The following is a 4,355-nucleotide window of genomic DNA, read 5'->3' as shown; positions in this document are numbered from 1 at the left end:
ACCGCGTCATCGGTCAACTCGCCCAGCACCGGCACGCCATCGGCAACCGCCATGGCGATGATATCGGTCAGGTAGTACTCGCCACTGGCATTGGCGCGGCCGAGGCGCGGCAGCCAGTCGCGCAAGCGCGCCACCGGCACCGCCATCACCCCGCTATTGATTTCGCCAATGGCGCGCTGGGCGTCGTCGGCATCCTTTTGCTCGACAATGCTCAGCACCTGCCCATCGGCGTCGCGCACGATGCGGCCATAGCCGGTCGGGTCGTCGAGTTTCACCGTCAGTACCGCCAATTTGGTTCCGGCACAGGCCTGCGCCAGGCGCTGCAGGCTGGCGGTACTGATCATCGGCCCGTCACCATTGAGGATCAGCGCCACGCCATCGACACAGGCCGGCAGCGCCTGGGCGACCGCATGGCCGGTACCGAGCTGCTCGGCCTGATGTGCCCAGAGCAGATCGCCATCCGCCGCAAATGCCGCCTGAACCTGTTCGCCGCCATGACCATGCACCACCAGCAGCCGGGCTGGTTGCAGGCTGCGTGCGGTATCGAGCACATGGGCCAGCATCGGCCGACCAGCAAACGGTTGCAGCACCTTGGGCAGGCGCGAGTTCATCCGCTTGCCTTGGCCGGCGGCGAGAACGATGACATTGAGGGCTGGGCTCATGATGGTTTTCTTCAGAAATGGTGACGCGAAAATAGCGGTCTTGTAGGTCGGAATTCATTCCGACAGCGCCGCTCAAGCGAGCAATCGGCCTTCCGCCGTCGCGTGTCGGGTTAAAACTCCCAGGTCGCAGGCCCTTGTCGGCCAACAAGCCGACTTGGCGCTAGCGCTGCGCCAGGGCCAGACGGGCCGCCAGGCCAATGAACAGCAGGCCGGTGAGGCGATCCAGCCACAGCGACACGCCCTGGCGCTGGCGCAGCCAATTGCCGATCAGGCCGGAAAACAGGGCGATGGACTGGAACACCAGCATGGCCGATACGGTGAACAGCAGGCCCAACACCATGATTTGCGCGCCGGCATCGTATTGGCCATTCACAAATTGCGGCAGAAAGGCCAGAAAAAACAGCGCTACTTTCGGGTTGATGACATTGGCGAGAATACCGCGCCGCACATAGGGCAAAAAGGCATCGTCGCCGCCCTGCTCGCCTTGAAGCGAGACACCACCATTGCTACGCAAGGCCTTGCTGGCCAGATACAGCAAGTAAGCAGCGCCGGCCAGCTTGAGCGCCAGAAAGGCGCTGGGGCTGGCGGCAATCAGCGCGCTGACGCCAACGGCGGCCAGCACCGTGTGAAACAGGCAGCCACTGGCACAGCCAAAGGCAAAACCGGCCGCGGCACGGCGTCCGCGCGAGAGGCCCAGGCTCAGCACGCCGAGATTATCGGGGCCGGGTGCTATGGCAAGGAACATGGCGGTAGCCATAAAGGTAAGCAGGCTGGCGGGGGCAAGGCCGAACATGGCAAATCCACAGGAAAAAACGGCAAGCCCGCATGCTAAGCGCTGGCTTGCCGTACTTCAATGATTGTCTTGCTGCAATACAGGCTGTGCGCCGCGCTAGATGGCTGGCGACATGCCGAGTGCACGCTCGATATCGGCCGGCTGGTAGACCTTGCCGCCCTTGATGGTGCGGTACACCTTGCGGATATCGCTGATCCGCTCCAGCGGGTTGCCATCGATCAGCACCATATCGGCCAGCTTGCCGGCGGCGATGGCGCCTCTGTCTTTGTCGACCCCCATCACTTGTGCCGGAACCAGGGTTGCCATGCGCAATACCTCGGCGGGGGCGATACCGGCCTGTACATACAGCTCCAGCTCGTGGTGCAGGCCATAGCCGGCAAAGCCATCGGTACCGGGTAACAGGGTAACGCCGCCCTGGTGCAGGGCTTTCAGCACCGCCATCAGTGAGGGCACGGCGCTGCGATAAGCTGCCTCGTGACCGGCGGGGGCCACGACGGCGCCAGCCTTGATGGAGCGGCGCAATTGCGCCGGAAAGCGCTGGATATGCGGCAGTAGCGCAGGCGGTGCTTTGCTGGCATCGCCGCTATATAGCTCTTCCAGTACCGAGAGCGTGGGGTCGAGCACGGTATGGTGGCGTCGCAAAAAGCTGATGAACTCGGTCAGGCGCGGATCATTTGGCCCGAAGTTGTGCGCCTGTTCGGCGACCCGGGTGTAGCGATCCTTGTCGCGGGTATCCTGGTATTCCGGATACAGGAAGTTGAGCAGGATAAAGTTCAGATGCTGGATTTCGTCGGCACCGTCCTCGACAAAGCGACGCGCCCAGGTGAAGGCCGGCACATGGCCACTGACCCGCATACCGCGCGCATGCGCCCGCTCGGCAATGATGGGTACGAGCTGCGGGCGGAACGAAGAATAGATCTTGATCTGCGCATAGCCGTGGTCGGCATACCAATCCACGGCGGCGATGGCTTTCTCGGCCGTGTCCACACGTACATCGGTCGGACCGGCAAGCGGTCCGACACCTTCGATGATGCCGGCCAGCGATACGCGTGGACCCAGCTCTTCGCCACGGTCAAAACGCCCTGCGCGCCGCAACATGGCTTCATTGTCGTTGGCCAGGTCTCGCGCGCTGGTCACGCCCGCAATCAGGTCGAATACGCCGTCGACAGCACCAAAGTGCTGATGGTTGTCCCACATGCCGGGCATCAGGAAGCGGCCGGCGGCATCAATCACCTCTGCGCCTGGCGGGGCGGTCAGCTTGGCGTCTTCGGCGATGCGCACGATGCGCTCGCCGATCACCAAAACCGCCATGTCCTTGCTGACACTGAGGTCGCGTGGATCAAACAAGGTGGCATGGCGAATCAGCAAGGGGCCGACTGGCTGGTGGGTCTGCTCCTTGGCCAGCTGCACGCTCCAGGCCAGACCGGCCTGCTCCTGCGCGGCAAACAGGGTTTTGGCATGGGGCTGCAAATCGGCCGGCAGGGTCGCCATCCAGTCGGCAAGGACGCCGGCGGTATTGCCGTCACTATCCAGCCACACCGGTACCGGCATAAAGTCGAGCCCACGGATCAGGTATTGCCGCAGGGTGTGCGTCTTGCCGCCCAGCTGAATATCGGTGCTACCCGCCTCGGTCAGGCTGGCTTCGCCTTCGGGCAACAGTGCCAGGCGATGATCGGGTGCTTTGAGCAGGGCGCGGGCTAACACTGCCGTTATTTCCGGCGGAGGATTGGCCGGCAGGTAGAAGGCGGGCTTTTGTAGTACCAACTCGCCCTGTTCCGCGCGGTTCTTCCAGCTCGCCTTGCCATCGCGCACGCTGAAGTGTTCGGTGATCGGCACCTTCCAGTAGTCATTGCCGCTGGACTCATAGCGGGTCGGAATGCCCCGCTCGTCGAGCCGCCAGCGCGCCACGATGTGATCGCCACGTCCGCGGTCCATATAGCCGAATTCAACCATGGTCTCGCCGTCAGCACCGTGACTGATCGTCTGCTTGCCGGCAGCTTGCCCTTGGATGCGTACCTCGTAATTGTTCGCAGCGAAGGCGGCAGCGCTCGACAAAAGTAGTCCAATGATGATGGCAGACAGGGCGCGACCGTTAAGCATGGGCATGGGCTCGGTGAACAGGGTTGGCAAAAGCGGGCCATTGCAATGGCGCTGCGCTCGCAATAGCCCTGCAGCATATAGGACGCGGTATTTCGCGCCACCGCATGGCGCGCATGGCAGCCATGCGCGGCGTGAATGCCTCGGTTCGTGACCATGTTAGCGGTGGCTGTGACTGGCAGCGGTTAACGCAGTGTCGACACGGTGGTGGTGGGTGACGCGCAAAGAAAAAGGGACAAGCGATGCTTGTCCCTTTTCGTGTAAGCCACAAACGCTTAGCTGCTGTGCTTCTTCAGGCGCTTGATTGCGGCAAGCTGAGCAATGGCTTGGGCCAATTCGGCTTGCGCCGTGGCATAGTCCATTGCACCCGAGCGATTCGCCAGGGATTCTTCAGCCAGCTTCTTGGCCTGCAAAGCCTTGGCTTCATCGAGGTCGGAGCCGCGAATCGCGGTATCGGCCAGAACCGTTACCACATGCGGTTGCACTTCGAGGATGCCGCCGGACACATAGACCAGCACTTCCTCTTCCTTGCTATTGGCGACCTTGATGCGCAGAGCACCCGGTTTGATCCGGGTCAGCAGCGGGGCGTGGCGTGCTTGAATGCCGAGTTCGCCATCTTCACCGGGCGCGACCAGAAATTCGGCCGTACCCGAGTAGATTTGCTCCTCAGCGCTGACAACGTCCACATGCATGGTCATGGCCATATCTCGCTACCTTATGCCAGGGTCTTGGCTTTTTCGACAGCTTCGTCGATACCGCCGACCATGTAGAAGGCCTGTTCCGGCAGATGATCGTATTCGCCA

General features: G+C 62.3%; 4 protein-coding genes. All 4 read right to left on the bottom strand.

Features of this window, described 5'->3' with window-relative positions:
• The coding region (locus ACE3OH_RS20010; protein ID WP_374357306.1) for an NTP transferase domain-containing protein at nucleotides 1–662 on the bottom strand (662 nt) is incomplete at its 3' end.
• Between the two features lie 160 nt (nucleotides 663–822).
• Nucleotides 823–1,455 (bottom strand): LysE family translocator, encoded by a 633-nt coding sequence (locus tag ACE3OH_RS20005; protein ID WP_374357304.1) that lies wholly within the window; start codon nucleotides 1,453–1,455, stop codon nucleotides 823–825.
• A 96-nt stretch (nucleotides 1,456–1,551) separates the two neighbouring features.
• Nucleotides 1,552–3,555, bottom strand: a complete 2,004-nt coding sequence (locus ACE3OH_RS20000; RefSeq protein WP_374357302.1) for an amidohydrolase family protein — start codon at nucleotides 3,553–3,555, stop codon at nucleotides 1,552–1,554.
• Between the two features lie 272 nt (nucleotides 3,556–3,827).
• Entirely contained in the window at nucleotides 3,828–4,256 is a 429-nt protein-coding gene (locus ACE3OH_RS19995) for a F0F1 ATP synthase subunit epsilon (protein ID WP_374357299.1), read from the bottom strand.
• Between the last annotated feature and the right edge of the window lie 99 nt (nucleotides 4,257–4,355).

It is taken from the genome of Chitinimonas sp. (assembly GCF_041904975.1).
Classification (GTDB): domain Bacteria; phylum Pseudomonadota; class Gammaproteobacteria; order Burkholderiales; family Chitinimonadaceae; genus Chitinimonas.
This window is presented reverse-complemented; position numbering and strand designations above follow the sequence as displayed.

What these genes read in the sequence shown, in the direction of transcription:
- ACE3OH_RS20005 (WP_374357304.1), bottom strand. Translation starts at nt 1,455, where the DNA reads ATGTTCGGCCTTGCCCCCGCCAGCCTGCTTACCTTTATGGCTACCGCC.
- ACE3OH_RS20000 (WP_374357302.1), bottom strand. Translation starts at nt 3,555, where the DNA reads ATGCTTAACGGTCGCGCCCTGTCTGCCATCATCATTGGACTACTTTTG.
- ACE3OH_RS19995 (WP_374357299.1), bottom strand. Translation starts at nt 4,256, where the DNA reads ATGGCCATGACCATGCATGTGGACGTTGTCAGCGCTGAGGAGCAAATC.